Annotated in this window: 23 protein-coding genes and 2 pseudogenes; 10 read left to right on the plus strand and 15 right to left on the minus strand. The window is 53.4% G+C overall.

Annotation, left to right across the window (positions count from 1 at the left end):
* From AC2FFB_RS12100 to AC2FFB_RS12115, 4 genes are all read right to left on the minus strand, one after another.
* Nucleotides 1-1,623 (minus strand): TRAP transporter large permease, encoded by a 1,623-nt coding sequence (locus AC2FFB_RS12100; protein ID WP_142634770.1) that lies wholly within the window; start codon nucleotides 1,621-1,623, stop codon nucleotides 1-3.
* Nucleotides 1,623-2,465 carry a TRAP transporter small permease subunit gene (locus tag AC2FFB_RS12105; protein WP_282027517.1) on the minus strand — a complete coding sequence of 281 codons (843 nt, stop codon included), beginning with the start codon at nucleotides 2,463-2,465 and terminating at the stop codon, nucleotides 1,623-1,625. The genes AC2FFB_RS12100 and AC2FFB_RS12105 overlap by 1 nt, the downstream gene beginning before the upstream one ends.
* 16 nt (nucleotides 2,466-2,481) lie before the next feature.
* The gene (locus AC2FFB_RS12110; RefSeq protein WP_142634768.1) at nucleotides 2,482-3,651 is read right to left on the minus strand and encodes a mandelate racemase/muconate lactonizing enzyme family protein; all 1,170 of its coding nucleotides are present in this window, start codon (nucleotides 3,649-3,651) and stop codon (nucleotides 2,482-2,484) included.
* Between the two features lie 79 nt (nucleotides 3,652-3,730).
* The gene (locus tag AC2FFB_RS12115) at nucleotides 3,731-4,744 is read right to left on the minus strand and encodes a TRAP transporter substrate-binding protein (RefSeq protein WP_142635164.1); all 1,014 of its coding nucleotides are present in this window, start codon (nucleotides 4,742-4,744) and stop codon (nucleotides 3,731-3,733) included.
* Nucleotides 4,745-4,942: 198 nt separating this feature from the next.
* On the opposite strand from AC2FFB_RS12115, the gene AC2FFB_RS12120 reads away from it, so the two are divergent.
* Nucleotides 4,943-5,593, plus strand: a complete 651-nt coding sequence (locus tag AC2FFB_RS12120) for a GntR family transcriptional regulator (RefSeq protein ID WP_496751998.1) — start codon at nucleotides 4,943-4,945, stop codon at nucleotides 5,591-5,593.
* On the opposite strand, the gene denD is transcribed toward AC2FFB_RS12120, so the two are convergent.
* Entirely contained in the window at nucleotides 5,590-6,525 is a 936-nt protein-coding gene (denD, locus tag AC2FFB_RS12125; protein ID WP_496689784.1) for a D-erythronate dehydrogenase, read from the minus strand. The genes AC2FFB_RS12120 and denD overlap by 4 nt on opposite strands.
* A 29-nt stretch (nucleotides 6,526-6,554) precedes the next feature.
* Nucleotides 6,555-7,439: an NAD(P)-dependent oxidoreductase gene (locus AC2FFB_RS12130; RefSeq protein WP_496689785.1), complete on the minus strand. Its 885-nt coding sequence runs from the start codon at nucleotides 7,437-7,439 to the stop codon at nucleotides 6,555-6,557.
* Nucleotides 7,440-7,629: 190 nt separating this feature from the next.
* Here AC2FFB_RS12130 and AC2FFB_RS12135 point away from each other — a divergent pair, with 190 nt between their 5' ends.
* Genes AC2FFB_RS12135 through AC2FFB_RS12155 form a run of 5 tightly spaced genes read left to right on the plus strand, consistent with a single transcriptional unit; the run spans nucleotide 7,630 to nucleotide 12,564 of the window.
* Nucleotides 7,630-8,388, plus strand: a complete 759-nt coding sequence (locus tag AC2FFB_RS12135; RefSeq protein ID WP_142634760.1) for an SDR family oxidoreductase — start codon at nucleotides 7,630-7,632, stop codon at nucleotides 8,386-8,388.
* Nucleotides 8,385-10,181, plus strand: coding sequence for an IlvD/Edd family dehydratase (locus AC2FFB_RS12140; RefSeq protein ID WP_496874951.1), 1,797 nt, complete (start codon nucleotides 8,385-8,387; stop codon nucleotides 10,179-10,181). The genes AC2FFB_RS12135 and AC2FFB_RS12140 overlap by 4 nt, the downstream gene beginning before the upstream one ends.
* An 11-nt stretch (nucleotides 10,182-10,192) precedes the next feature.
* Nucleotides 10,193-11,041 (plus strand): fumarylacetoacetate hydrolase family protein, encoded by an 849-nt coding sequence (locus AC2FFB_RS12145; RefSeq protein WP_496693907.1) that lies wholly within the window; start codon nucleotides 10,193-10,195, stop codon nucleotides 11,039-11,041.
* Nucleotides 11,034-11,957 (plus strand): 2-hydroxyacid dehydrogenase, encoded by a 924-nt coding sequence (locus AC2FFB_RS12150; RefSeq protein ID WP_281994834.1) that lies wholly within the window; start codon nucleotides 11,034-11,036, stop codon nucleotides 11,955-11,957. The genes AC2FFB_RS12145 and AC2FFB_RS12150 overlap by 8 nt, the downstream gene beginning before the upstream one ends.
* 16 nt (nucleotides 11,958-11,973) lie before the next feature.
* A complete protein-coding gene (locus AC2FFB_RS12155) occupies nucleotides 11,974-12,564 on the plus strand; it encodes a LysE family translocator (RefSeq protein WP_271946164.1) in 591 nt (196 codons plus the stop codon).
* 47 nt (nucleotides 12,565-12,611) lie between these two features.
* On the opposite strand, the gene AC2FFB_RS12160 is transcribed toward AC2FFB_RS12155, so the two are convergent.
* Complete coding sequence (locus AC2FFB_RS12160) at nucleotides 12,612-13,379, minus strand: SDR family oxidoreductase (RefSeq protein ID WP_271946167.1); 768 nt, start codon at nucleotides 13,377-13,379, stop codon at nucleotides 12,612-12,614.
* 69 nt (nucleotides 13,380-13,448) lie between these two features.
* Between AC2FFB_RS12160 and AC2FFB_RS12165 the strand changes: the two genes are divergently transcribed.
* From AC2FFB_RS12165 to AC2FFB_RS12175, 3 genes and pseudogenes are all read left to right on the plus strand, one after another.
* Nucleotides 13,449-14,507 (plus strand): L-idonate 5-dehydrogenase, encoded by a 1,059-nt coding sequence (locus tag AC2FFB_RS12165; RefSeq protein ID WP_496689789.1) that lies wholly within the window; start codon nucleotides 13,449-13,451, stop codon nucleotides 14,505-14,507.
* Between the two features lie 4 nt (nucleotides 14,508-14,511).
* On the plus strand, nucleotides 14,512-15,321 hold the full coding sequence (locus AC2FFB_RS12170) for a phytanoyl-CoA dioxygenase family protein (protein WP_246097144.1): 810 nt from the start codon (nucleotides 14,512-14,514) through the stop codon (nucleotides 15,319-15,321).
* A gap of 68 nt (nucleotides 15,322-15,389) precedes the next feature.
* Nucleotides 15,390-16,097 (plus strand): annotated as a pseudogene (locus tag AC2FFB_RS12175) (IS6 family transposase).
* Nucleotides 16,098-16,415: 318 nt separating this feature from the next.
* On the opposite strand, the gene AC2FFB_RS12180 reads toward AC2FFB_RS12175, so the two are convergent.
* The gene (locus tag AC2FFB_RS12180) at nucleotides 16,416-16,850 is read right to left on the minus strand and encodes a hypothetical protein (protein WP_496874952.1); all 435 of its coding nucleotides are present in this window, start codon (nucleotides 16,848-16,850) and stop codon (nucleotides 16,416-16,418) included.
* 313 nt (nucleotides 16,851-17,163) lie between these two features.
* Between AC2FFB_RS12180 and AC2FFB_RS12185 the strand changes: the two are divergent.
* Nucleotides 17,164-17,468, plus strand: a pseudogene (locus AC2FFB_RS12185) (transposase); the annotation flags it as partial.
* On the opposite strand, the gene AC2FFB_RS12190 reads toward AC2FFB_RS12185, so the two are convergent.
* From AC2FFB_RS12190 to AC2FFB_RS12220, 7 genes are all read right to left on the minus strand, one after another.
* Entirely contained in the window at nucleotides 17,459-18,580 is a 1,122-nt protein-coding gene (locus AC2FFB_RS12190) for a Gfo/Idh/MocA family protein (protein ID WP_496689790.1), read from the minus strand. The pseudogene AC2FFB_RS12185 and the gene AC2FFB_RS12190 sit on opposite strands and share 10 nt — an antisense overlap.
* Nucleotides 18,577-19,653 carry a Gfo/Idh/MocA family protein gene (locus AC2FFB_RS12195; RefSeq protein ID WP_496874953.1) on the minus strand — a complete coding sequence of 359 codons (1,077 nt, stop codon included), beginning with the start codon at nucleotides 19,651-19,653 and terminating at the stop codon, nucleotides 18,577-18,579. Before AC2FFB_RS12195 ends, AC2FFB_RS12190 begins: the two co-directional genes overlap by 4 nt.
* 12 nt (nucleotides 19,654-19,665) lie before the next feature.
* Nucleotides 19,666-20,673 (minus strand): ABC transporter permease, encoded by a 1,008-nt coding sequence (locus tag AC2FFB_RS12200; protein WP_496874954.1) that lies wholly within the window; start codon nucleotides 20,671-20,673, stop codon nucleotides 19,666-19,668.
* Nucleotides 20,670-21,533: an ABC transporter permease gene (locus AC2FFB_RS12205; protein ID WP_496874955.1), complete on the minus strand. Its 864-nt coding sequence runs from the start codon at nucleotides 21,531-21,533 to the stop codon at nucleotides 20,670-20,672. Before AC2FFB_RS12205 ends, AC2FFB_RS12200 begins: the two co-directional genes overlap by 4 nt.
* Before the next feature lie 74 nt (nucleotides 21,534-21,607).
* Nucleotides 21,608-23,092 carry a sugar ABC transporter ATP-binding protein gene (locus tag AC2FFB_RS12210; protein WP_496823449.1) on the minus strand — a complete coding sequence of 495 codons (1,485 nt, stop codon included), beginning with the start codon at nucleotides 23,090-23,092 and terminating at the stop codon, nucleotides 21,608-21,610.
* Nucleotides 23,093-23,165: 73 nt separating this feature from the next.
* A complete protein-coding gene (locus tag AC2FFB_RS12215; protein WP_142634734.1) occupies nucleotides 23,166-24,203 on the minus strand; it encodes an ABC transporter substrate-binding protein in 1,038 nt (345 codons plus the stop codon).
* A 45-nt stretch (nucleotides 24,204-24,248) separates the two neighbouring features.
* Entirely contained in the window at nucleotides 24,249-25,163 is a 915-nt protein-coding gene (locus AC2FFB_RS12220) for a sugar phosphate isomerase/epimerase family protein (protein WP_496874956.1), read from the minus strand.

The raw sequence follows: 25,163 nt of genomic DNA on the forward strand, positions 1-25,163 counted from the left end.
TCACAACAGCAGCGCGATGATGCCCGGCCAGATCAGAAGAACGGAAAGCGCCAGCAACTGGATCCCGATGAATGGCAGGAAGCCGCGGAAGATATCCGTCAGGCTGATATGCGGCGGGGCTACCGACTTCAGGTAGAACGCGGCCGGTCCGAAAGGTGGCGAGAGGAAGCTGACCTGCATGTTCATACAGAACACGACGCCGAACCAGATGGCGACATGACTCGGCTCTAGCTGGCCAAAGACCCCGATTTCCTCAATGGGAAGGCGCAGGACGATCGGTAAAAAGACCGGAATGATCAACAGAACGATGCCGACCCAATCCATGAATGCGCCCATGAACAGCAAGATCAGCATCATCACCAGAATGACCAGCATGGTCGGCAGCTCCTGGCCGACGATCAGGTCGGCCACGTATTGGGGCCCGCCAGCAATGGTGTAGGCACCCGCCAGCGCGGCGGCCCCGATCGTAACCCAGATAATGGTACCTGTGGATTTTAACGTCCGCATCAAGCTGTCCCAAACCAGCTCAAACGATCCCTCGCCCCGCAGGATAGCGATGATCAGGACGGCGAAGGCGCCCATGCCTGCTGCCTCGGTGATGCCTGTGATCCCGCCATAGATCGAGCCGAGAACGACGCCGATGACGACCAGCGGTGCAACGAGGCCTTTGCCCATTTCCCACCCTATTTTGGCGCGCTCTCTGCCAAAGACGAAGAAGATCAGCAGTAGGGCGACGATCGTGATGCCGGCAAACCAGGGCAGGTAGTCAGCTGTCCCCAGCCGCGCTGGTTCACCCTGGCTGGCAGCGTTTGATCCGGAAAGCTCGAAGAACGCAGCCCGGATAAACAGAACGGTGGAAAATCCAGCGACGACGATGCTCATGAAAGCCCCAAACAGTTTGCGTTTTTCAGCCGGTTCGGGGTCGTTCGGGTCCGGCTCCGGCAGCGGAGCGTGATGAGGATTCAACTGCGTGCGGATGATGATGTACAGGATGATCATTGAGGCCAACATGAAGCCGGGAATGAAAGACGCGGTGAACAGCGACTTGATCGAGGTTTCGGTGATCAGCCCATAGATGATCAGAACGATCGAGGGAGGGATCATAGTGCCAAGCGACCCCGAGGCGCAGATGACGCCGATCGCGAGATTCTGATCGTAGCCGAGGCGCAGCATCTGGGGCAGGGCGATAAGGCCCAGCAGGACAACCTCACCGCCGATGATGCCGGACATGGCCGCCATGATCACCGCCATGATCGAGGTCACGATTGCGATGCCGCCGCGTGTTCTGGACAGCCAGACATTCAACGACGAATACATGTCCCGCGCGATCCCGGACCGCTCTAGCAGCGACGCCATGAAGATAAACAATGGAACTGATATGAGCACGTAGTCCGTTAAGAGCCCGTATATCTTCTGCGCCAGGATATAGAGCGGCCCAGTGCCTGGCCGACCGGTGAGAACCCCGTCGCCGAATGAAAACGGGTTCAAAAGCAGTGTCGGTTCAAACTTCAGGACCAGAACCAGAACAGCAAGAGAAGCCGAGGCCAGACCCAAGGGCATTCCGATCGCCAGAAGCACGATCAGGGCGACCATCAGGATGAGTGAGATTGTTCCAATATCCATCAGTCTTGTCCCACCGCTCGTTTGATCATTTCAATTTCGTCTTCGTCCGGTTCATCTGTGTGGATTTCCGGTTCTTTGTTCCAATCCGCGATCAAGTTCAAAATTGCTTGCATTGCGACGAGCGTAATCACGATCAGCACCATCGGCTGCAACGTCGCCGGGATCGGAGGATTGAAGGCGGAGCCATAAAGCTCCCATTTATAGAGCTTGTTGACGAACACCTGTTTGTAGCTGCCGTAGACCAGAAAGAAGGCAAACAGTACGATCAGGATTGTCGAAACCGTATCAAAAACACGCTGAAGCCAACGTGGAACTGCGTCGTACAGCAGGAATATTCGAATGTGACTGCGTTGTTGCATGGCGTAGTAGCCAGACATCAAAAACACAAAGCTGGCGAACCAGAGTGTCATTTCGTTGGCCCACTCGGTCGGCTTTTCCAGGATATAACGCATGAAGACTTCGTAGAGCATGACGACAGTCATGATTGCGATCATCATCATGGTAACTCGGCCTATGAACAGGGCGAAACGATCCATAACCGTCGAGCCTTCGAACTCCATTGTCGCTGGGCGCACGGTCTTGGTGCCAAACACTGCAAGAAACGGTAGAAGGACGAGCGCGGCCATGTCGATGATGTCGACATACCCCCCGAACACTCCAGGTAATTCGGGCGTGACGTCGCTGCGCAGATATATTTCCGTTACCTGGCTTTTGAGGGATTCAGAGGTGTAAGGCAGCCAATCCAATAGGAATGCCGGGAGATGCCAAACAAGCCAACTGGCAGTCGCGACGAAGGCCAACGGTATGAGCCATTCAATTGGTCCGCCTGAATTCTTGTGCATCGCGTAACCCTCGTCCCTATCCTTCGATCCTGTAGTGATCGATAAAGTCTCGATCCGGCTCGACCCCCAGTCCGGGGCCAGTCGGGATCATGACACGGCCGTTGTTGGCCTTGACCTGATTTTGAATTTCCAGCGGTACGGTCAGCAGATCGTCCCGAAACTTGTTGTCCGTCGTGTCGAACTCCAGCATAGGCTCCCAAGGATGCAAGCCGCCTGGAATTGGGGGCATGGCCGCCAGTAAATGCAGATTAGTTGCGACAGCGATGGCGCTACCCCAGACGTGATTTACGACCGGAGTGAAATGTGCGTGGCATAGTGCTAGTATCCTGAGATACTCTGAAACACCGCCCAAAGCGCATACTTCTGGCTGCGCTATATCGATGCCGCGATTTTCAAGAAGATTGCGCCAAGCCCAGCGATTGAAAACTGCCTCCCCGCCCGAGATGTTGACTTTCAGCGAAGTGCGCAATTCGCGGTACCCGTCAATGTCTTCTGGCGCGACAGGTTCTTCGAACCAATATACGTCCAGTTCTTCCAACGCCCGACCGACAAAAAATGCGTCCGAAGTCGTATAAGCATGGTTTGCATCGACCATATAAGGAAAGTCGTCACCAACTCCGCGTCGAACTGCTTCGCACAGCTTCACATCAGGCTTCGGGCCAAAGCCCGTTTTCATTTTGGTGGCGGTAAATCCCATTTCTTTGATCTTTGCGGCTTCCTCCTCAAAACGGCTGGCCAGACTAGAAATCGGTTCATCCCGAAGCATCATGCCGTAGCCGTAGCAAGGAACGCTTGTGCGATGCGCGCCGCCGACAAGCTTATGGAGGGGGAGGCCAGAGATTTTGCCGGTGATATCCCAAAGTGCGATGTCCACCCCGGACAAAGCCTGTATTGGCATTCCGCTTTGGCCATGGTCTCGCAGAAGGTTGTACACCTTGTGCCAGATCACGTCTTTGTCCAAAGGGTCCATGCCAAGGACCAATGGTTGGATTACCTTTTCTACGATAGACTTGTTGGCAATGGCTACGTTTCCGGGACCAAAACACTCCCCCCAACCGGTTACCCCTTCATCTGTCTGAATCTCGACCAGATGGGTTGTACGCTTGTCATAATACTGTTGCGAATAGCCCAAAACTTCCGGCATGTCGTACTGCAGTATGTGACTTATTATTCTGTTGATTTTCATGAAGTTCTGGATCCCGGCGCCAATCCGGAGGGGCCGCTAGTGCGGCCTCTCCGTGCGTCGTAATTCGGTCGAAGCCTGACTACTGCATTGCTCCCAGGTCACGCAGGAAGTTGATGTGGCTTTCCAAAAGCGCCTGTGCCTCAGGGGTCGTCGCGAATTCAGTCCAACCGACCTGAACGGCCGCGCGATACGCTGCCAGGTCTTCAGGCGACCATTCGTACAACTGAACACCTTTTGCTTTCAGGTCTTTTGCAGTCTGAGCGTTCTGCACTTCATTGATTGTGGCATTGTGCAAAGCCAAGCTATCCATTGCGACTTCCATGATCTTCTTGTGGTGCGCAGGCATAGCTTCCCAAACTTCTTTGCGACAGGCTAGGTGATCTGCCGGCATCGAGTGAAAACCGGGATAGTTTGTGTGACCTGCGATCTCGTACAGACCCAGTCCCACGTTGTTAGTCAGGTTCGCGGCATCCGCGCCATCAATGATACCGGTTTCCAAAGCCGTAAAGATTTCGTTGAAGTCCATAACGATCGGAGAAGCACCAAGTTCCGCGAACACTTTGGTCGCAAGGCCTGGAGGGGAGCGGAATTTCCAATCTTTGAAGTCGTCCACTTTTGCAATCGGCTTGGTGGAAGAAAGCGACTCCGGCCCGGGAATCCACCATCCGATGAACTCCATGTCGTAGCCGTTGTATAGATCATTCACAGCTTCTCTTCCGCCGCCATGAAGAAGCCAAGCCATTTGCTGATATGGGTTCTGATACCCGCCGAGCAGGTCGCCCGCAAACTGGAAGGCCGGATTTTTACCGGTCTGATAGCCGCCGCCCGTCATGTCGCAGTCCAAAATCCCCGTAGCAGCGGCATCGAAGGTTTCAACTGATTTGACCACCGAAGAGGAATAGAACATTTCAACTTCGATTTCGCCGTTCGACATCTCCTGAATGTCTTCAACGAATTTTGCAGCCATCTGACCAGAAAGAGTTTCGGGCGAAAAATGGGTTTGAATTCTAAGTTTCGTTGTTTCAGCCATCGCGAAACCGGCTGCCATTGTCGTGGCTACGGCTGCCACGGCCGCTGTCTTGACTATTTTCATGGTGTCCTCCCAGACGTTGAGCATTGCGCTTAGTGGGAGATCTTGTCGCCTCCGCTGCTGTCACGCAGATAGACGTTAAGCCGACGAATCGAATGCAACAAGAAAAATTTGAAATTTCTAAAAATTTCGAGATTATTGCATAAATTCGAAAAATTGCTTACGACGCTACTTGGACAAAAATTGAAGGCGCATACCTGGATGAAAGAAGAAATCGATATTTATCAAGACCTTAAAATGCGCCTAATCTCTAATGGATTTGAGCATGGAGCCAAGGTGAGAGCCGAAGAACTTCGTAATGAGTATGGCTGTTCTGCGAGTGCGGTTCGGGAAGTCCTTTTTCGTTTGGCCGCTGTTGGATTGGTGGACTTTCAGGAACAAAAAGGTTTCCGCGTGCCGATGCGTTCGCCGCAGAAGCTTATCGAATTGACACACGTCCGTGTTTTGTTGGAGACCGAAGGCACTGCGATGTCGATCCGCAATGGCGGAGTGGATTGGGAAGCAAGATTGACGGCCGCTCATCACAAACTTAGCCATATCGAAAAACGCATACACTCCACAGACGACCCGAGCGGCCTTATCGAGATATGGTTTGCCTCGGAGAAGGAGTTTCACCAAACGCTTATTTCTGCCTGTGGCTCGGAAACCTTAAAACAAATGCATAGCCGAGTTTACGCGCAATTCAGACAGCAATTGATGGTGGCAGATCGGAACTTTGAGTTCATTTCTCAAAACATAAGACACCATGCCGATATACTTGAAGCAGCATTGTCAGGGGATGAGCAGTTAACACGAGAAAAGATTCACGATCATCTGAAACGCCACCTAACTGGAAAGACGATGGGCGACTAAAGCCGAAAATCGTCTTCCAAATACACCTGAATGATTTCGTCGAAGCTTGATTCCGCCTTGAACCCCAACTCCCGAGCGCGATCTGTTTGAAAGTCGCGCGGCCAATTCTTGACTATTCGTTCGATTGCCTCGTCGGGTTCTCGCCTGATGAGGCCAACTGCATCTTGACCGGCCACATCGCGCAGCGCTTCGATTTGTTCGGCGACGGTGCAACTTACGCCCGGCATGTTTAATGCGCGTCTGTCATTCAAAAGCTGCGTGTCCAGTGTTGCTGCATGGGTCAAAAAAGTCGCAGCGGCGCGGGGGCTGGCGTGCCAGTGGCGAACAGTTACGGCAACTGGTAAGACAGCCTCATCCCCATTCAGTGGCTCTCGGATTATACCTGAAAAGAAGGAAGAAGCGGCAGCGTTGGCCTTGCCCGGGCGTACACACAAAGTGGGCAAGCGCAAGGAAATACCGTCGATGTATCCTTTCCTGCTGAAATCCGTGATCATCAACTCAGACGCTGCTTTCTGCGCTCCGTAACTGGTCAAAGGTGCCGAGAGGAACTCATCGCCAATCTTTTCAGGGAACGGTGCTCCGAAAACTGCTATGGACGAGGCAAAAACCAGACGAGGCGTGTACTCGCCTCCTGATGCCGCGTGTTCATCTCTGAGTGCATTCAGCAGTGCCCAGGTCGCCATAAGGTTGACATCCCAGCCCAACGCAAAGTCTTTCTCAGCTTGGCCTGAAACGATAGCTGCAAGGTGGAATATGACGACCGGGCGCTGAGCTGCAACAGACTTGGCGATGCCTGGCGCAGTCAAGTTCCCCACAATTTGCTTACCTGGCGCACTGTCGAGCGGGAACGAGAGATCGAACAGTGAGATTTGGGCTTCTGGTCCAAAAGTTTCTTGGGTCGAAATTCTATGAGCCAGTTTCTGGCCCAGCATTCCTCCACCGCCTAACACAAGGATCCTCGTCACAGCATCCCGTTCCGTTTTTTAAGTTCCAAATACAAGGCCGAATGATCCAGCTCAGCCCCATCCATTTCGTCTATCAAATATTCGAAACGGTCGCGCACAGATTGGGTGCTGGGTAGCTCAACGCGAAGGCTGCGCGCTTCCTCTAGTGTGTTGTCCAAATCCTTTATTTGAAACTTAGACAAACCTCCGGGTACAAAATTTCCGTCAGACATGCGTTCGCCATGTTGTTGCAAAATAATGCTATCCGCAAAGCCCCCCTTCAGCGCGGCCCTCAACGCGGTTGGGTCTGCACCGCCTTGCTGAGCCAGTAGTGTCGCTTCGGCGACAGCAGATATTGTCACAGCTACAATTGTTTGATTGGCCAATTTGCACAATTGACCGGAACCACTTGGGCCAACATGCACAGGCCGGCCTATTGCTGTCAGAACCGGTCGCATGCGCTCCATAACGTCCTTATCACCACCGACCATGATCGCAAGGGTGCCAGCTTCGGCACCTTTGGTGCCACCGGAAACCGGGGCGTCCAGATGCTGCACCCCCATCGAGGATAATTGCGCGGATTGCTCTCTGGCGTGTTCGGGTTTAGCGCTGGACATATCAATCCAGATCATCCCCGGTTTGAGTTGTTCGCGGAAAGCCTCGTCAGAAAGTAGCGCGCCGGTCGCGTACCCATCCGACAGCATGGTTACTATTACGTCTGCACCCGAAACCGCCAGCGGGGCAGTTTCCGCCAATGTCGCGCCTTCTGCCGTCAACGGTTTTGCCTTTTTCAAGCTGCGGTTCCATACGGTTAGCGGAAATTCGGCGCGCAAAATATTCCTCGCCATAGGAGCGCCCATCAGGCCGGTTCCCAATAGAGCTACTTTTAACTGCTTGCTCATAATCCTCTGTCCTTCCGAAGGTGCGCCACGCATGGTTATGGCCAAACCAAAATCTCTGTCATACGCTAACGGCTCTGGGCCCACATGCCAGAAGTCGTTGCAAATCCGCCAAGGTTTCTCTGCTTCTCGGTTGATCTGTGGGACGAAGTAACACTTGTCCAGTCGCCACTTTTAGGGTCGGAAAATATATATGTCAGAGAGACTTAAGGGAAAAAACGTCCTGGTCACAGCCGCCGCGCAAGGGATCGGACTTGCAAGCGTAATTGCGATGGCAAGAGAGGGTGCGAAAGTCTATGCGACGGATATTAACCCTGGAAATTTAAATTTGATTCGCGATCAGAATCACGAAAATCTCGAAATTTTCGAGATGGATGTGACGAATAATGACAGTATTCATCATGGGGTCGCGCGAGCGAAGCCGGACGTTTTGTTCAACTGCGCCGGGTTCGTGCATCACGGAACGATTCTGGATGCGACCGATGAAGAATGGGACTTCGCCATGGACCTTAATGTGCGCTCAATGGTGCGCACGACAAAGGCTGTATTGCCGGGGATGCTAGAGCGCGGAGGAGGCTCGATAATCAATATGTCTTCCGCACTGGGTTCCATAATCGGTGCGCCAAATCGTTGTGTATATGGAACGACAAAGGCTGCTGTTGTTGGGCTGACTAAATCAGTAGCCGTTGACTTCATAACACAAGGAATTCGGTGCAATTGCATTTGTCCGGGAACAGTCGACAGTCCCAGCTGGCGTGACCGCGTAGATGCGTTGGGAGAGCAACTGGGCAGCAGAGAAGAAGCCCTTGCACAATTTGTGGCGCGTCAGCCTATGGGGCGTGTGGCGAAGGCAGAAGAGATTGCCGCATTGGTCGTCTATCTGGCAAGCGATGAAAGTGCATTCACCACGGGACACACGCACATAATTGACGGGGGATGGTCAGGCCAATGACTAAAATATCAAAAAATGATCTGCGATCTCGCAAGTGGTTCATGAACTCTGAGAACCTTGAGATGACGGCATTGTATTTAGAGAGATACCTGAACTACGGGTTGACCCGCGCAGAACTGCAATCAGGCAAGCCGATCATTGGGATTGCTCAGACCGGCAGTGATTTGAGCCCCTGCAACCGGCATCATATCGAGTTGTCCAAACGCGTTCGCGACGGAATCATCGCCGCCGGGGGAACGTGCATCGAAATACCAGTCCACCCGATACAAGAGACCGGTAAACGGCCAACGGCCTCTCTCGACCGCAATCTAGCTTATCTGTCCCTCGTTGAGAGTCTATTCGGGTACCCGATTGATGGCGTTGTTCTGAACATTGGTTGCGACAAGACAACGCCCGCTCTTCTTATGGCCGCTGCGACCGTCAACATCCCAGCGATTGCGCTGTCGGTCGGCCCAATGCTCAACGGCTGGTGGAAAGGTGAGCGCGCCGGATCAGGAACGGTTATTTGGAAAGCGCGCGAAGACCTTGCGGCTGATGAAATCGACACCGATGAGTTCATGGAGATCGCAGCCGCCGCGGCACCTTCGGTGGGTTATTGCAATACGATGGGAACAGCAACGACCATGAATTCGCTTGCTGAAGCCTTGGGAATGCAATTGCCGGGATCAGCAGCCATACCTGCCCCGTATCGAGAGCGCGGTCAAATCAGTTATGAAACGGGTAAACGCATTGTGGACATGGTCTGGGAGGATTTACGCCCCAGCGATGTGATGACACGTCAGGCTTTTGAGAATGCGATTGTCATAAACTCGGCGATTGGCGGATCGACGAACGCGCCGATTCACCTGAATGCAATCGCCCGGCATCTTGGTATTCCATTGAATAACGATGACTGGCAGAAACTTGGCCACGAAGTTCCTCTGTTGGTTAACATGCAGCCTGCGGGCAAATATCTGGGCGAAGATTACCAGCAGGCCGGGGGTGTTCCCGCCGTTGTCGGAGAGCTTCTTGATGCTGGATTGCTGCCGCATCCCGATGCGATAACGGTGAACGGTAAGACGATGGGCAATAACTGCTCGACGCGCCGGTCTCAGAATAGCGACGTAATCAAGCCTGTCAGTAGCCCGGTTAAGCAACAGGCGGGGTTCATCAATCTCTCGGGCAACTTGTTCGAGAGTGCGATTATGAAGACATCTGTGATCTCACAGGCATTTCGAGAGACCTACCTGTCGAACCCGGATGATCCTAATGCATTCGAGGGCAGGGCGGTTGTGTTTGATGGGCCCGAGGATTTTCACCATCGGATCGATGATCCCGCAGAAAAAATAGACGCAAACTGTATTCTGATTATGCGCGGAACAGGACCAAGAGGGTACCCAGGTGCCGCAGAGGTCGTGAACATGCGACCACCTGCATATTTGTTGAAACAAGGCATCGAAGCCCTTCCTTGCATCGGTGATGGCCGGCAATCCGGCACATCAGGAAGCCCGTCTATCCTGAATGCTTCACCCGAAGCAGCAGAGGGCGGTGGGTTGGCCTTGGTGCGAACTGGCGACCGACTGCGCATCGATCTAGGTAAAGGCACAGCAGATATGCTGGTTTCGCTTGAAGAACTGCATGAACGCGCCCGCGATCTGGAGGCAAAAGGTGGGTATTCAATGCCGCCCAACCAATCCCCGTGGCAGGAAATATTTCGCGAAAAAGTAGATCGGTTGGATCGCGGTATGACGCTCAAAGGTGCAGAAAACTACCGCGATATTGCGCGAGGCTTCATGCCACGCGACAATCACTAAAAGGAAAAGAAATGAAACTAGTTCGTTACGGAGCCGAGGGCTCGGAAAAGCCTGCCCTGGTCGACTCTGAGGGGCATTTGCGGGATCTGTCCGCTCACATCAATGATATCACCGGCGAGATTTTAGATGACGGAACTCTTGATAGTCTGCGCTCATTAGATCCGAGTAACCTGCCAATTGTGGAGGGTGATCCTCGTATCGCACCGTGTGTCGGCGACATCGGTAAATTTCTTTGCATCGGTTTGAACTACTCGGACCATGCTGCAGAAACCGGCGCAGATATTCCCGAGCATCCGATCCTTTTTTTCAAGGCTAACTCAGCGGTCATTGGGGCATATGACGAGGTTGTCATGCCGCGGGGATCTACACACACCGACTGGGAATGCGAACTGGGCGTCGTCATAGGCAAAACAGCCAAATACGTTTCCAAGGCCGACGCACTCGAATATGTTGCGGGCTATTGCATCGTAAATGACGTGTCGGAAAGGCATTTTCAAACTCAACTGACCGGTCAATGGACCAAAGGAAAATCGTGCGACACATTTGGCCCTACCGGCCCGTGGCTAGTGACCCGGGATGAGGTGCCTGATCCTCAAAGCCTTGGAATGTCACTGGATGTAAACGGTCAGCGCATGCAAACCGGGAATACTGCTACGATGATCTTTTCCGTTACCGAGATCATAGAGCATCTTAGCCAACTATTCACACTGCACCCCGGTGACGTAATTTCAACTGGAACACCGCCCGGTGTTGGGATGGGGATCAAACCGGAGCCAATTTATCTGAAAAAAGGCGACGTCATGGAGCTTCGCATCGATGGGCTTGGTGTTCAGCGGCAAAAGGTTGGTCAAGATGACTGACTTGTTGCAAATCGGAGGGATCACTGAACGGATGCGAGAGCGCCTGTCCGCAGCGTTCGACATTCATCAATTGGACAATTTCAACGCGGAAAGTGTTACGCATATTGTAACGAACGGACATGATGGTGTTCCCCATGACCTGATGACATCACTCAGTAACCTGAAGATGATCAGTGTCTATGGGGTCGGTTACGACGCTGTCGACGCAAATGCTGCGGTTGAGCGTGGGATTGTTGTTACGCACACACCCAATGTTTTGAACAAAGAAGTCGCAACCACCGCCGTTCTGCTGTTTCTGTCATGTTATCGAGAGCTCATACGTGACGATGATTACGTTCGGTCCGGACGGTGGGAAGTTGAAGGTAATGCCCCTTTGACGCGATCAGCGGACAATCAAAAGATAGGCATTCTTGGTCTTGGTCGCATTGGTCAGGCGATCGTTGATAAGTTGGAGCCGTGGGCCCCCGAAATTTCTTATCACACCCGCAATCAAAAGGATGTCCCGTACCCGTATTTCGACAATTTGGTTGAAATGGCAGAACATGTGGACGTCCTCATATGCATCACGCCCGGCGGTCCTTCGACCAACAAGTTGGTCAACGCTGAGGTGCTGCACGCGTTGGGGGCAGGCGGCACTCTGATAAACGTTAGTCGAGGTTCGATCGTCGACGAAACTGCCCTCATTAATGCATTGCAAAACGGTGAGCTCGGGTGGGCAGGGCTTGATGTTTTCGAGGACGAACCGCGTGTTCCAAAAGCATTGCGCGAGCTGTCCAATGTCGTTCTGCTCCCTCACGCTGGTAGCGCGACTATTGAGACGCGTGCAGCTATGGGTGACCTAACTGTCGACAATCTCCTGCAACACCTTAAGGACGGATCGGTGATCACAGCTGTGCCGGAATGCAGAGATCTGTAAAAGGTCAATCTGAAAAGTGTTTGAGTTTGCTGTTGCGGTTTTCTTTCTGCTGATTACGCCGGGCCCAGGTGTCTTAACAACTGCGGGCATTGGATCAGCATTTGGTTTTCGAGCTGGACTCGCTTTTGTGGCTGGTTTGATGCTGGGCGGGTTCATCAACATGATGTTGGTTGTTTCTGGAGTCGCTGCAGTAGCTTTGGCTATACCGGTACTTAGAACTTTGCTGCTATTTGCCTCTGTCGGGTATTTGGGATTTCTCGCCTGGCGTATTGCAAGCGCTGGCTCAAAGGTCGGGTTTTCCCCCGCGGTCTCGCCACTTGGTTTTGCGAACGGGCTGACACTTCAGTTCATTAATCCCAAGGCTTACGTGGTCGGCACTGCATTGTTTTCAGGGTTTGCCTTTATGCCCGATGCGCCCGTTTGGGAGGTCGTCATAAAAATCGTAGTATTCAATATGATTTGGGTGCCAGTTCACATGATCTGGCTGGGTGCTGGCGCAAAGCTGGGCAGCCTTGATTTAAGTGAGAGTTCACATCAAAGGATCAACTTTGCGATGGCGGCTTCATTGATGGTTGTTGTGGTGATTGCTTTGGCGTCGGCGCTTTAAACGAAACCTGCGTCAGTCGTACCTAGCAGACGGTTGAAAGACACAAATCAAAGTGACGCCGTTATTCCGCCATCAACGTAGAGAGTATGTCCATTGACGAAACTGGATGCAGGGGAGGCAAGGAATATGGCGGCGCCGACAAGTTCTTCTACATTGCCCCAGCGACCGGCTGGGGTGCGTTTCTCAAGCCATGCACTGAACTCTGGGTCAGCAACCAATGCGGCGTTCAAAGGTGTATCGAAATATCCAGGCGCAATGGCATTGCAGTTTAGACCATATTTAGCCCAATCAGTTGCCATTCCCTTTGTAAGGTTGGTCACGGCGCCTTTTGTCGCCGTGTAAGGCGCAATACCCGGTCTTGCTAATGCGGATTGAACCGAAGCAATGTTAATGATCTTGCCTGACTTTCTTTCAATCATGTGCCGTGCCACAGCCTGACCGACGTGAAAGACGGACGCAACATTTGTCTGTAGTAGGCGCTCGAACGCTTCAGCGGGGAAATCCTGTAACTCCGTCCTGTGTTGCATTCCGGCGTTGTTTATCAGGATGTCTATGGGGCCGGCGTACTCTTCAAAGTTGTCCACGGCAGATCGGACACCTTCATGATCGGTTACATCGAACGAAAGTTCACGTACCGAGGCGCCTGTTTCCCTCAACTCGGATGCTGCTGCCGCTAGCTTCGCGGTGTCGCGCCCGTTCAAAACGACCTGAGCACCGGCGGCAGCCAAGCCACGGGCCAACGCAAATCCAATGCCTTGGCTAGAGCCTGTTACTAGTGCGCGTGTTCCCTTTAGGTTGAACATTTCAAGCGTCATGCAAAAACCCCTTGGTTGTCAGCACCGACTATCCGTATCTTTTGGCAATCTGTATAGGGAGTCTGTGCAATGTCTTCGGCCAGTGTTGCTGTTGTTATCCATGCCGCAAAAGATCTGAGGTTGGAAAACCGAGACGTACACGATGTGGGGCCAGACGAAGTCTTGATTGCCATGCGCGCGGGTGGGATTTGCGGATCTGACCTGCATTACTACAACCACGGTGGTTTCGGTGCGATAAAGTTGCGTCAACCGATGGTACTTGGACACGAAGTCGCCGGGGAAATCGTGAAAGTTGGGTCAAGTGTGCAGGGGGTGCACTCAGGTCAACTCGTTGCAGTTTCTCCATCCCGCCCTTGCCAAGCCTGCATTTATTGTCTGAACAGGCAGCAAAACCACTGTCTTGATATGAAGTTCTATGGCAGCGCGATGCCGTTCCCGCATATCCAAGGCGCTTTTCAAAGCAAACTCGTGGCAAAAGCAGGTCAATGTGTTCCGGCAGATGGGTTGAGCCCCGCGCAGGCCGCTATGGCCGAACCTCTGGCGGTCTGTTTGCACGCGATTAAACAAGCTGGGAGCCTCTTAGGTAAAACGGTACTTATCACGGGATGCGGTCCGATCGGCTGCCTCACGATCTTGGCAGCACGTCGTTCAGGGGCGGCCAGAATAGTGGCGACCGATATCTCGGACCAGACCCTCGCTTTGGCGCGTGAATGCGGGGCAGACGATGCCATCAACACTTACGCCGATCCGCAAAAACTGGAGACGTTTGAAAAGGACAAGGGCCAGATTGATGTCCAACTGGAGTGTTCCGGGGCTCAATCTGCTCTGGCTTCTGGAGTCGCATGCTTGCGACCGGGTGGAACATTGGTTCAGCTTGGTCTGGGCGGAGATATGACAGTGCCGATGCAAGCGTTGACTGCAAAAGAGATAGTGCTTCGCGGGTCTTTCCGTTTCCATTCCGAGTTCTCAGTCGCGGTCGAGATGATGAGAAGCGGACTAATAAACGTCGACCAGTTGGTGACGCATTCCTTCGAAGTTGGCGAGGTTGTCACTGCCTTTGAGGTCGCGTCTGATCGAAGCCAATCAATGAAGGTACAGTTAACGTTTCCGGAAAATGACGATGGATAGACGAATGCGTGATACTGCAAAGGCTTATGAAAGAGACGGTTTCGTAGCGCCGCTGGATATCCTGACAGCTTCCGAGGTCCAAACGCTGCGCGATGGTTTTGAGAAAGCAGAGCGCATTCTCAGAGACGACCCGGAGAAACTCAAGCTTCTATATTCTTATCCGGACAGGCTAATACCATCATTCGATGCACTTCTTCGCCATCCGAAGCTGATTGAGGCTGCTTCAACAGTGTTAGGGCCGGACCTCATGGTTTGGAGCGGAGCACTTTTCGTAAAAGAAGCGCGATCATCAAAGATAGTCTCGTGGCACCAAGACTTGACCTATTGGGGTTTGGATGATGCTGAAGAGGTAACCTGTTGGGTTGCGATTTCAGAAGCGTCTGAGCAAAGCGGGTGTATGAGGTTTGTTCCTGGCAGCCATAAAAGCCGTATCGTGCCTCACGTGGACACCTTCAGCGAAAACAACCTGTTGTCACGAGGGCAGGAAATCGCAGTCGATGTGAAGGAAAAAGATGCGGTCGCTGCCGAATTGCGTGCGGGGCAGGCATCCATGCATCACGGGCATCTCTTTCACGCATCAGGGCCCAATAACACAGACGATAGACGCATTGGTGCGGCGTTGCGTTTCATAAAGCCCTCAATGAAACAGCAAAACGGCGTGAAGACTTTGGTTGCGCTAGTCGCAGGCCGAGATGATTATGGGCATTTTTTAGTTGCGCCCTCCCCTCAGGGTTTTTTGCATGAGAACGATTTCGATTTGTGTCAAAGGGATGCAGATCGCAAGAAACAAATACTCTTCGCGGGAGTGAAGTGACACCCCTGGCAGGTCTTGTCAGAAGAACTTTGCTTGAGCGGGGCAGGGCGGTTGCGTAGTTTTTGCACATGACCAAACCTGCCTCTTTTAAAAACTTCAAGACCAGTCCCGATATCATCCGCCTTGCTGTGATGCTGTATATTCGATTTCCGCTCTCGCTTCGGAATGTCGAAGATCTGCTGCATGAACGAGGCATCGACGTGAACCACGAAACTGTCCGGTATTGGTGGAACAGGTTCGGCCCGATGTTTGCTGCTGAGATAAGGCGGAAGCGAGTCCAGCAACTGCGGGCATTTTCGAAATGGAAGTGGCACGTGGACGAAGTTTTTGTGAAGGTGAATGGCAAAAGGTACTACCTCTGGCGGGCCGTAGATCATGAAGGCGAGGTGCTGGAAGCCGTTGTCACCAAGCGCCGAAACAAAGCTGCAGCACTGAAATTCCTCAGGAAACTGATGAAGCGGCACGGTTGCGCCGAAGAGATCGTCACAGATCGCTTCGCTTCCTACAAGGCTGCGCTCAGAGAAATGGGCGCGCTCAAAAAACAACAGACGGGCAGGTGGCTCAACAACCGCGTCGAGAATTCGCATCTTCCGTTTCGACGACGCGAACGCGCGACGCAACGGTTCAGGCGCATGCGAAGTTTACAGAAATTCGCTGCCGTTCATTCTTCCGTCTAAAACCACTTCAACCAAGAAAGATCGCTCACCAGCCGAGACACCTTCAAGCTGACCCGCGCCGCCGCTCTTAGCGAGTGGCGTCAACTTTGTTCCGGATAAGAATTGCGGATCCCGCGGCACACTGAGACTGGTTCGAATTAGTCTGGCAGCACCGCCACTCATACCTGTCTCACTTCAGTTGTGTTTTCTGACCCGGAATTGAGTCGCAATTCCCGCGAGTTGGCGCATGCGCTTTCAATCAGAGACGGAGCAAACCGTACACTCAGAACGCAATTCAGGCCTCAGTCTCAGTGGCGCATTTTGGCGGGGTCGCTTTGGGAGGGATTTCCCTGATACCCGGCAATTTACAGGGAATTTTCGTGAGATGGGTCTGGAACCCAGAGTTTCTCCTCTCAGAAATGTATGTTTTTCAGAGGTCTATGCTGCAAATTCCCAAAAAGGTGGAGCAGGGAATTGTTCCCACAGATCAAGGAGGGCGAACCCTGTATCTGGGAGGCCGGTTCTTGAGGTGTCAAAAGTCGAACGACATTCCTGTTCGGCCCAATCAATTGCGTGGGTAACGCTGACCAGACGCTTGAGTGTGAGTTCGGGCGGCTGGGTGCTGTCGAGAATCGTGGCCTGAATCTTCGGTGAGAGAAAGGCAGTCAGGTCGCAACTCCCGATGAAGCGAGAGAAATCCTGGACTTGAATGGAGGGGACCGCGTCGCGTTTTGAGGATAGGATGACTGACATCAACTCCCATCGAGCAACATTTTTTTGGATTTCTGAAAACCCTAAGGAGATCGAACCATGCGAGTGAGTGTTTTGCCATTCAGCGCGCTTCTTACAGGGTTTACTTCCGTTCAAGCTCATGCTCAGAACGCGGCTGAGGACATCACCAATCTTTTGCTCAGCAACCGGTCTGGAGACTGCGCGGACTATGCTGGAGTATATTCTGCTTCAGTGGAAGACATCACGCGACAACAACAATTTAGGCCCATTGATTTCCGTTTGGCTGCGTGAATCATCGCGCTCAAATGAGCGGTGCACATGTCTGATCGGGCGCACCAAGGGCGGCATGAACACATAGTTGCATGCGGTTTGTGACAGATGAGCCCCTTTGCGCTATTGGTTCAAGCACAATGGCGAATGAAGCCCCTGGGATCTGTCTGTCACTTCCGGATAGGTCAGCAACTACATTAGCGCGAGGGCATTGGTCAGCAGCCCGCCAAATGTCGAATGGTAGCTGGGTGAGCGCGGATATGATGCCGATTGGTTCAGAGAAGCGTTGAAAGACAAAGGGATACGCGCGTGCATCCCAGGCCGCAAACAGCGCAAGACAACTGTCCGATACGACAAGTGCCGCTACAAACGTCGCAATCGGATTGAGATCATGTTTGGCAGATTGAAGGACTGGCGACGCGGTTCGACAGGTGTCTCAAAGTCTTCCTCTCAGAAATCGCTCTCGCCGCTTTGGTCATCTATTCGCTATGTGTCCTGAGCCTAATGCTTCCTATCTCGACCTCCCTTTTGCGTTTAGACGAAGCAACCGCGGCGAGAACGATGGCCAATGATTTTAGGTTGGTTCTTGCAGATGTTGAGGGCTCTCGGTCGTCTTCAATTGAACAAAGAAGCTCCCCCATGGCGCCACGAAACCCGTCGTTGAACCATTGTCCTTCGAGTGCAGGCCGCGCAATGCCATGCGCTGTCTCAAGTGTCACAGATTGCGTCGACAGATCCGGTCCAACTGATGTCAGGCTACCGGTCGTACCTGCAACGTATGTTGTATCGCGAGGCCCAAAGGGAACGCCCCCGTCAAAAACCAGGCTTGCTTGGCCTTGGTCCAAACGAACCAGAGCCTGCGACATCAGAGGCACTTTGTTGGCCTGGCCGCGTGCAGATGTAGCAGCTGCAAAGACGCTTTCTGCTCTATCTCCGACAAGAGACGCAAGAAAGTCGAACCAGTGAATTCCAAAGTCGTAAAGTATCAGCTGGTCGATTTCGTCAAACGGGGTACCTGCAGTCCAGCTGTGATCCCAGTGAATTGAGATATGGGCCGACAGAACATCACCGATCAATCCGGCTGAAACCGCCTCACGCATCCAGGACAGGTGCGGGGCCCAACGACCGTTCTGGTTTACCGCTAGTTTAACGCCTTGATCATCTGCCAGCTTCACAAGGTCATTACCCAGATCGAGGTCGGTAACAAAAGGCTTCTGGCTGAGCACGTGTTTGCCTGCTTGCAGGGCAGCTCTGATGATTGGCACACGATGTTCGGGGTGCAGCGTGACATCGACAACGTCGATCTCGCTATCGGCAAGAAGCGCCTCCCAGTCATCTTCGATGCGTGCAGAGGGGCAGTATTCAGCAGCTTTCTCTTCAGCCTTTGAGCGCGTACGGTTCCAGATTGCGGCGACGTCCCAGCCTGCTGTTCGGTAGGCATCAAGATGGCTTGCAGAAATCCCACCCGTACCAATAACCCCGATCCGGGGTTCATAGCGTCGAGGCATTGGTGGAAGATACTGCAGATCCGGCGCATCGATTTCGTGCAGATGAGCAGATTTTAGTGCGTACTGGTCTGTATTGGCGCTGTCTGAGGTCATGCGAGTAATCGAAGTGTTCGTTTTTCATATGCCGAGCGGAGCGCTGTATCGACGATCCGTTGCGCTGTCAGGCAAAGTGCTGGATCCAGTGGCCCTTTGACCGGGACTTCTCTGGATATGCAGTCAAGGACGTACTCAATCGCATTTTGTTCACCTAACGGTAGCGGAGTCACTGGTATCTCGTGCCGGTCAGGTCGTGTGCGGGTTTGAACCGTTATGTGATCGGCATAATCGGGCGATGAAATGGTGCCGTCTGTGCCCACAAAGACGAATCCGCAAGTTGGTTGAGGTTGCGTTGTCCACGGGTCGGTGAAGGTGCCCCAGCGCGTTTCCATTTTTGAGAGCCCGGTTTCATAACGGCAAACGGCAATGGCGTGTTGATCGACCTCAATCCCCGGTGTCTCATCGACTGTGCATGTCACCTCGATCGGCTCCTCGCCCCCCATATACCAGGTTCCAAGCGTCGCGCCGTAGCCAAGGTAATCCAACAGCGACCCACCGCCCGATGCACGCTTATACCACCATGAGTTCGGTTTCTGACGCTCAACCTCGTCCGGGGTGACTTCGACCTTGTCGGCCAGATGGTATAGAGGTCCGCGATTTCCGTCGTAGAAATGCACTTCGTGCAGGTCGCCGATCATCCCGTCATCAATCAACCGTTTGGCCGTCACATGGCTTTCGACCCATCGCAAAGGCCAGTTGATGATCAACTGCTTGTCGGTCCTATCCATTGCAGCCATCATGCGGCGCGCATCATCAGAAGATGCGGCAAAGGGCTTTTCGACAAAAACATGCAGGTCGTAAGAGGCCAGACGTTCGGTATATTCCGCATGCTGAGCCGTTGCCACACAAAGAATTGCCATGTCGTAGGGTCCCGCAGCCATGCATGTGTCGAAGTCGGTAAAGATCCGATCTTCGGGAACGCTGAAGGCCGTTGCCGCTGCCTTCATCTTGTCCCAATCAGGATCGAATATACCGGCGATTTCAGCGTCTGGATGATCGTGCACCATCCGAAGCAAGTCACCCATATGCATGTGATCGAAACTGATGCCGACGATCCGGAATTTGGCCATTGGAAACTCCCTTTAGCGCGTGCCGGTGATCCTGACGTAGAGTGCGGTAACTGCAAGAATGATCAGCCCAAACAGGGCCGTGCGCGCACCTTCCGGCATTTGCATCAATGTTAGCATAGTATCCAGCACACGCAGAATAAGTGCGCCCACAATCGCACCTGCGAAACTGCCACGACCTCCGAAGATTGATGTGCCGCCAATCACCGCCGCAGCGACAGAGGGTAACAATAAAGGGTTGGCAAGGCTCAGCGAAGTTTGACGGATCATGCCGAGATAGAGCAAGCCAGCCAGCGCAGCGATCAAACTTGAAAGCACGTAGAGCCCCAGATAGACCTGCCATGCTCGGACCCCGGACAGCTTAGCGGCCTGCTCATTGGAGCCTAGGGCGAACAGCAGCCGACCAAATCCTGTATAGCGCATCAGCCACAGGACAAAGAGCGCAAACGGGATGAATACAAAAAGGCCATTCGGCATTCCAGCGGTGCGGCCGGTTCCGAGCCAGGCAAGGAAGGCGGGGATTTCGGTGCCAGCATTGATAACGAGGCGTTGATAGACCTGCAGACATCCGGTGGCGATTAACCCTGTTCCTAGGGTCATGATCAATGGATGGACCCGGACCAATCCCACGCCGATGCCATTTACAACGCCCACAACTAGGCCAGCTGACAGCGCGATCAATACTGCAGGTGTCACGCCCCAAATCGCACTAAGTGTTGCGCAAACGAAGGCTGACACGGTGGCAACTACCCCGACCGAGAGATCAATTCCTGCGGTTAGCATTGTCAGCACCTGACAAGCCGCAAGCATCGCCAATGGAATTGCGAACTTGATCAGGTTGCCAACCCAAAAGGTTGAAATCAGCCCATCCCGACCTGCTCGGACCGGGGTAACGATACCTGGCCGCAATACTTCCAGCACAGCGATCATCAGGACAAGGAAGACCAATAGCGGAATAATTGGGTTGTCGCGCAGATAACGGCCAAAGCGGACCATCGGTGGATCTATGGTGTCCATGCTCATCGGCGGGCTCCCTTTAGTGAAGCCGCCGTGCCCAACATAACAACGAGAACCATAATTGTGCCTTCGATAATTGTGGTCACGTTTGGATCGACGGCCAGCAATGTCAGAATCGTTCGAATGATCCGCAAAATGAACACCGCGATGATCGGCCCAAGCAGACTGCCTTTGCCTCCGCCCAGTACGACGCCGCCAAGTACTACGGCCGCGACCGAGGCCATAAGATATGGCCCCGGTACCGGCTCTCCAATCCCGGTCAGCGCAGCGAGGCTTAAACCGCCCATGGCACAAAACAGCCCGCATAGCGCATAGGCTGCTATCTTTGTTCTTCCCACTGAAACACCAGAACGGAAGGCGGCAAGCTCGTCTGATCCGGTGGCGTAAATCGAGAGCCCGAGTTTGGAGCGCCGGATCGGCAACCAGACAACAGCGATGCCAAAGGCAACGATGAGCAATGCCTTAGGCAGCCCGTCGAATAGAAACTGACCGCGTATTGCCTGTTCCAGCCAATCTGCAGTCGCGCCGCCCGGTGTCTCAAGTATCAACAGCGCGACGCCTTCCCAGACAAACAGCATGGCGAGTGTCACAACGATGTCGGGCACGCGCGTTACAACGATCAAAAGACCATTGATCAACCCCATCAAAAACCCGACCCCCAACACGATAAACAAGGCCGGTACACCGGCTATGCGCTCCATCAGAACGGCTGCAGTCACAGCACAGACCGCCATCATAGACGCAACAGACAGGTCGATACCGCCGACAATTACGACGATGGCCATACCGGCGGTTGCGAAAGCAAAGGGCAGGGCGGCGCGGGCAATACTCTCCAGTCCTGACGCACCGAAAGTTGGCTGTATCAATTTTGTGATGGTCAAAAGGACCATGAGAAGAATCGCTAACCCCATGACCCATGCGTGTTTTCGGATGGCCACGCTCACGCCGCGCCCTCCGTCTCGGTCAGGCCATAGGCCGCACGCATCAGTGTTTGTTCATCCGCGTCAGCGGCATCAATCACATCAACCACACGACCGTTGAAGATTACGACCGCGCGGTCACAGGCAAGTGGGATTTCTTCCAACTCGGACGTGTAGAATAGAACCGCCGCTCCTTGATCTGCCAACTCACGGACAAGCGGGTAAATCTGGCGTTTTGTGCGCACATCGATGCCACGGGTCGGATCGAATAGAAGCAGGGTTTCGACACCTGTCGCGAGCCAGCGACCAATGGTGACTTTCTGTTGGTTGCCACCTGAAAGCCTTTGCACCTCGCCCTGCGCGCGTGTGTCGATCTGCAGTTTCTCGACCGCATAAGCGACCCGATCGCGCTCATGCCGCAGTTTTATTGGTCCCCAGTTCTTGAGCCGGGCAGAAAATGGCAGAGCGATGTTTTCTTTAACTGACCTTTGCGCCAGCAGAGCGTCTGAACGATCGCCCGGAACGAAAGTTATCCCGACGGCAATGGCGTCGGCGGGGTGGGCGAAGTTTACGGGCTTTCCATCAACTTCCATCGATCCTGAAGACGGGCGATCAAAGCCCGCCAGAACCTCAAACAGCTCATCCTGCCCCTGACCCTCAAGCGCGATCACCCCTAGGACCTCGCCGGGGAATAAGTCGAACGAAACATCCGAGAAACTGGGCTCAAAAGCCAGTGACTTAATGCCTAGGCGCGGTGTCTTAGCCTGTGGTTCATTTGCTCGAAGGATCTGACGTGTTCCAATGTCAATCTTCTGACCCAGCATCAATTCGACCACGCGTTCTTCTACGCCGGCTTCAATGTCGAGATCTCCGACAGACATGCCATCCCGCAACACAGTGGCCCGATCGCAGAGTTCCGAAATCTCGGTGAAACGGTGAGAAACATAGATCACACCCATCCCGTCATTTGCTTTGCGCCTTACGGTCTTCAATACGCGTTCAACCAGATCCGTCGGCAGCGCCGCGGTCATTTCGTCCAGCAAGAGGACATCAGGTTCAACAGCCAAAGCGCGTGCCAGATCGAGGATGCGCAGCGTAGCAAGTGGCAGGTCGCCAATCATTGCCGATAGTTTCAGACCTTCGATGCCAAGTTCTGTAACCCAATTTTGAAACTGATCAACAGGTGTGTCTGTCAGCCGAAGATTGTCGGATACGTCGAGATCAGGTATGAGTGAGGGTTCTTGATAAACCGGCACCAAACCGGAACGGCGCGCCTCGGCGGGGCTTCCGACAAACGCATGTTTGCCTCTGATCAATACCTGTCCAGCGTCGGGTTTAAGGGCACCGGTAATGATCTTGACGAAAGTGGACTTGCCAGCACCATTTGCGCCCATCAAGGCGACGATCTCGCCTTCAGCAACCGTGAGGTGCGCATTGGTCAACGCCCGTACGGCGCCAAAACTTTTGGCCACGTCAGACGCGTCGAGAAGTGGTGTGCTGCTCATGGAAGTCCTTGAATGCCGAGTGGGTTGGTTTTGCCTTCCGCCCAGCTAAAGGCGGAAGGCCAGTCAATTCGGATCAACCTTCGCCGGGTCCCTTACAGTCGATGATTTGTTCCATCGTGTAGTCGGTCCAGCCGGGAACGGTCACTGATACGGGCCACTCTGGGTCAAGGTTAGGATTCTGAGCCGCTGTGATCGTTTCACGGCCTGCGTCCGTCGCATTCTCCCAAAGCACAGGATCTACAAGAACGGTTTTGTTCTCAGGTGCCTTGCCGTTAAGAATGTCGACAGCCAGAGCAATGCCTGCGCCGCCGACTGAGCCAGGATTTGTCACTGCCGCGCCGTTCAATCCCTCAACCTCGGTCAAGTATTGAACAAAGCCCGCGTTGTCTGCGCCGACGATCGGCACCAAAGGTGCCCCGGATTCGGTGAACGCATCGACGATTACGTTGTCGATGCCGCTGGTCCAGACACCGTCAAACGGGATGCCGGTGGCCAGGTAATCAAAGATCTGTTGCTTACCCTGGTCTTGCTGCCAGCCGGTGAAAACTTCATGCACCACATTGATATCAGGGTGTTCTGCCAACGCGCGTTTAAAGCCGTTGTCGCGGTCAGTATCGGCTGAGACGCCAGCAATGCCTCGCATATAGACAACGTCACCTTTGCCACCGAGCTGTTCAAATAACCACTTGGCGCCAAGATAGGCGTATTCTTCTTGATTGTTCGAAAGAATGTAGGCGCCTTCAGCCGAAACACCGGCATCCACGGCAACAATGACGATATCTTGCGCCATTGCTTTTTCCAGTGCCGAATTCAAAGCATCCGGGTTGGATGGGTTCAGCACGATGGCGTCTACACCCGCTTCGATGAGGTTGTTGATGTCTTCCAGTTGCCCGGCTGAATCAGTGTTGCGATGCGCGACGATCAGGTTTGTCACATCGGCTTCGACCAGAGCTTGGGCACGCATGGCGCAAATCATCTGTTCGCGCCAGCCATTGCCTTGAACGGTGTTGGACACTCCGATTGTGTATTGCTTGTGCCCGTCAGCCATCGCCACAGTTGAAAGAGACGCTGAAACTGCAAGAGCAGCAACACCATAAAGTAGGTTCTTCATTTTAGTTTCCTCCCAGTTTTAGTCATTTCAAATTTGATAATTTCTTCACTTGATGAATGGTGACAGGACATCCCGGGCCAGCAGAAAACCCCGCTTGACCTTTTCGTCAGTCCCTTCGAACAATCTGTCTTCATGTTCGATAATGATCGGACCGTCGTATCCGGCGCGGTACAGGCCGGAAAAGAAACCGGACCAGTCCACATCGCCCAGCCCGCAAAGCCGTGGGATTTGCCATCCCATGCCGGTAGACATCACACCGTTCTCATAAAGCCCGTCCTCATCAACCATCACGTCTTTGGCATGGACATGAGCCATGTGAGGACCGAACTCCTTGATGAACCGTGTCTGATCGATGAACTGCCAGATCAGATGTGAAGGATCGAAGTTCATGCCAACCGCATCGCCCCATTCTTCAAAAATCCGCCGCCAGATTCTTGGCGAGTAAGCAATGTTGTGACCCCCGGGCCATTCGTCATAGCTGAAGATCATCGGGCAGTTCTCAAAGCACAGACGCACACCAGAGTTTTGTGCATGCTTCACGATCGGATCGAAAATTTCAGTGGCACGCTCCCAGTTCGCGTCTAGATGCAGAGTGCGATCTCCGCCGACGAATGTGTTGACAACTTTGATGCCCATAACACCGGCGGCGGTGATTACTTTGTTAAGATGTCCAATAACTTCAACCCGATGCTCTTCATCGGCGTGGAGCGGGTTGGGATAGTACCCCAGACCCGAAATCTCGATCCCCTGATCGCCGAGTTGCCCGACAATTTCATTGCCCTGATCCGCGGAAAGGCCATCTACGTTGATGTGGCTAGTTCCCGCATAGCGCCGTTGTTCGCCACCTGACGATGGCCAGCAGGCGACCTCCATCGCCGAAAACCCATTGGAACCGGCCCATGCCGCCACCTCAGTCAAATGAAGGTTTTCGAATGGTGCAGTCAGTAAGCCCAGTTTCAT

This window comes from Ruegeria sp. YTSA219 (assembly GCF_059609985.1).

Excerpts from the sequence above, each read along its gene's own strand:
- AC2FFB_RS12195 (WP_496874953.1), bottom strand. The coding sequence starts at position 19,653 with ATGGCCAAATTCCGGATCGTCGGCATCAGTTTCGATCACATGCATATG.
- denD (WP_496689784.1), bottom strand. The coding sequence starts at position 6,525 with ATGCTGGGCCAGAAACTGGCTCATAGAATTTCGACCCAAGAAACTTTT.
- AC2FFB_RS12130 (WP_496689785.1), bottom strand. The coding sequence starts at position 7,439 with ATGAGCAAGCAGTTAAAAGTAGCTCTATTGGGAACCGGCCTGATGGGC.
- AC2FFB_RS12145 (WP_496693907.1), top strand. The coding sequence starts at position 10,193 with ATGAAACTAGTTCGTTACGGAGCCGAGGGCTCGGAAAAGCCTGCCCTG.
- AC2FFB_RS12105 (WP_282027517.1), bottom strand. The coding sequence starts at position 2,465 with ATGCACAAGAATTCAGGCGGACCAATTGAATGGCTCATACCGTTGGCC.
- AC2FFB_RS12115 (WP_142635164.1), bottom strand. The coding sequence starts at position 4,744 with ATGAAAATAGTCAAGACAGCGGCCGTGGCAGCCGTAGCCACGACAATG.
- AC2FFB_RS12150 (WP_281994834.1), top strand. The coding sequence starts at position 11,034 with ATGACTGACTTGTTGCAAATCGGAGGGATCACTGAACGGATGCGAGAG.
- AC2FFB_RS12170 (WP_246097144.1), top strand. The coding sequence starts at position 14,512 with ATGCGTGATACTGCAAAGGCTTATGAAAGAGACGGTTTCGTAGCGCCG.
- AC2FFB_RS12135 (WP_142634760.1), top strand. The coding sequence starts at position 7,630 with ATGTCAGAGAGACTTAAGGGAAAAAACGTCCTGGTCACAGCCGCCGCG.
- AC2FFB_RS12210 (WP_496823449.1), bottom strand. The coding sequence starts at position 23,092 with ATGAGCAGCACACCACTTCTCGACGCGTCTGACGTGGCCAAAAGTTTT.
- AC2FFB_RS12160 (WP_271946167.1), bottom strand. The coding sequence starts at position 13,379 with ATGACGCTTGAAATGTTCAACCTAAAGGGAACACGCGCACTAGTAACA.
- AC2FFB_RS12190 (WP_496689790.1), bottom strand. The coding sequence starts at position 18,580 with ATGACCTCAGACAGCGCCAATACAGACCAGTACGCACTAAAATCTGCT.
- AC2FFB_RS12215 (WP_142634734.1), bottom strand. The coding sequence starts at position 24,203 with ATGAAGAACCTACTTTATGGTGTTGCTGCTCTTGCAGTTTCAGCGTCT.
- AC2FFB_RS12200 (WP_496874954.1), bottom strand. The coding sequence starts at position 20,673 with ATGAGCATGGACACCATAGATCCACCGATGGTCCGCTTTGGCCGTTAT.
- AC2FFB_RS12110 (WP_142634768.1), bottom strand. The coding sequence starts at position 3,651 with ATGAAAATCAACAGAATAATAAGTCACATACTGCAGTACGACATGCCG.
- AC2FFB_RS12220 (WP_496874956.1), bottom strand. The coding sequence starts at position 25,163 with ATGAAACTGGGCTTACTGACTGCACCATTCGAAAACCTTCATTTGACT.
- AC2FFB_RS12140 (WP_496874951.1), top strand. The coding sequence starts at position 8,385 with ATGACTAAAATATCAAAAAATGATCTGCGATCTCGCAAGTGGTTCATG.
- AC2FFB_RS12100 (WP_142634770.1), bottom strand. The coding sequence starts at position 1,623 with ATGGATATTGGAACAATCTCACTCATCCTGATGGTCGCCCTGATCGTG.
- AC2FFB_RS12120 (WP_496751998.1), top strand. The coding sequence starts at position 4,943 with ATGAAAGAAGAAATCGATATTTATCAAGACCTTAAAATGCGCCTAATC.
- AC2FFB_RS12165 (WP_496689789.1), top strand. The coding sequence starts at position 13,449 with ATGTCTTCGGCCAGTGTTGCTGTTGTTATCCATGCCGCAAAAGATCTG.
- AC2FFB_RS12180 (WP_496874952.1), bottom strand. The coding sequence starts at position 16,850 with ATGAGCTTGAACGGAAGTAAACCCTGTAAGAAGCGCGCTGAATGGCAA.